Origin of the sequence: Hyphomicrobium sp. (genome assembly GCF_036780825.1) — a bacterium.
In the GTDB taxonomy this organism is placed as follows: domain Bacteria; phylum Pseudomonadota; class Alphaproteobacteria; order Rhizobiales; family Hyphomicrobiaceae; genus Hyphomicrobium_C.
On the sequence record NZ_DAIQCD010000064.1, the window covers coordinates 4,356 to 5,599 of the forward strand.

General features: G+C 65.0%; 1 protein-coding gene. It reads right to left on the reverse strand.

The features are described 5' to 3' along the window. Positions 1–464: 464 nt before the first annotated feature. Positions 465–1,244: SIMPL domain-containing protein (locus tag V7P99_RS14625; RefSeq protein ID WP_333795567.1), on the reverse strand; the 780-nt coding region annotated here is incomplete at its 5' end.

Genomic DNA, 1,244 nt, shown 5'->3' on the forward strand with positions numbered 1-1,244 from the left:
CGCCAGAGTTCCATAAGCGCCTCCCAGAACGCCGCGAGGCCGACCAGCGCAGCGATCAGGAACACCGAGACCACCATCTGGACGACACTGAAGTTCGGCGCTTCCTCGGCGACGAACCAGCCCGCAATCCCCGCGGCCACAATCAGGATCGGGCGGATGAGCCAGGAGAGCGCGGGCATGGAGTCCACTCCGTGCTAGAGCGATTGTTTGAGACACGAGCGCTCTGTCCTCTCTTTGCCCTCGGCAAAACAGCTCGCATCAGAAACGTGAGTCGATCCCTCAGGGACCTTGGCGGGCGAGATTGCGTCCAGCATAAGAGCGCAACGGGGGCTGGCCGATTGATCCGCATCAATGATGGCAAGCTCGAGCGCGAAAGCTGCCGTTCCTCAAGTCACGTCAAGCAGAGCGACTCTAGCGAGCTTACGATGCGCCGCCCCAGCCCGCGCGCCGGACGAAGCACTCGGCTATTTCAGCCGCCACGTGACCGTGACGCGAGCCTCGAGCGTTTCCGTGCCGGCCTCCATGGGCACCGAGTCGGCACGTGCTGCTCGCATGGCCATCGGACGCGGACCGCTGTATCCACTTTCCTCGGAGATGGTGACGACCTCGCCGACTTCAGCGCCGGCCGCAGCGGCAAGGAGTTCGGCGCGGCGGCGCGCATTGGCCATCGCCTCCTGGCGTGCCGTGTCCTTCAGGGCCTCGGCCTTGCTCACCTCAAAGGAGAGGCCGTGCATCTGATTGGCGCCGAGCGTGACGAGCTTATCGAAAAGCGGACCGAGGGTGGCGAGGTCGCGCACGCCGACCGTCACCTGGTTCGAGGCGCGATAGCCGTTGATCTCGGGAGCGGCGCCGTCACGCGGATGCGTGTATCGCGGCTCAAGCTGGAAGTTGCTCGTCTGAATGTCCTTGGCATCTATCCCGGCTTCCTTGAGGCCGGCCACGACCTTCTGCATCCGCTCGCTGTTGGCCGAGAGCGCAGCGGCCGCCGTCTCTGCTTCCGCCGTCACACCGGTCGTCAGGCTCGCGCGATCAGGCTCGGCATAGGCGTAGCCGGTGGCGGAGACGGTGACGAGGCGGTCCATCGGCTTGCCCTCGGCATGGATGGGGGACGTGAAGGCGGCTATGAAAAACCCGGCGGCTAGGACCGCCGCAGCTTTCGGCACAATCGTCGTTCGCATGAAATCCTCCGGTTCGATCACGTGGAGATAGGCGAGCTTCGCGGAGGAAAGAAGGCCCGCGCGGCG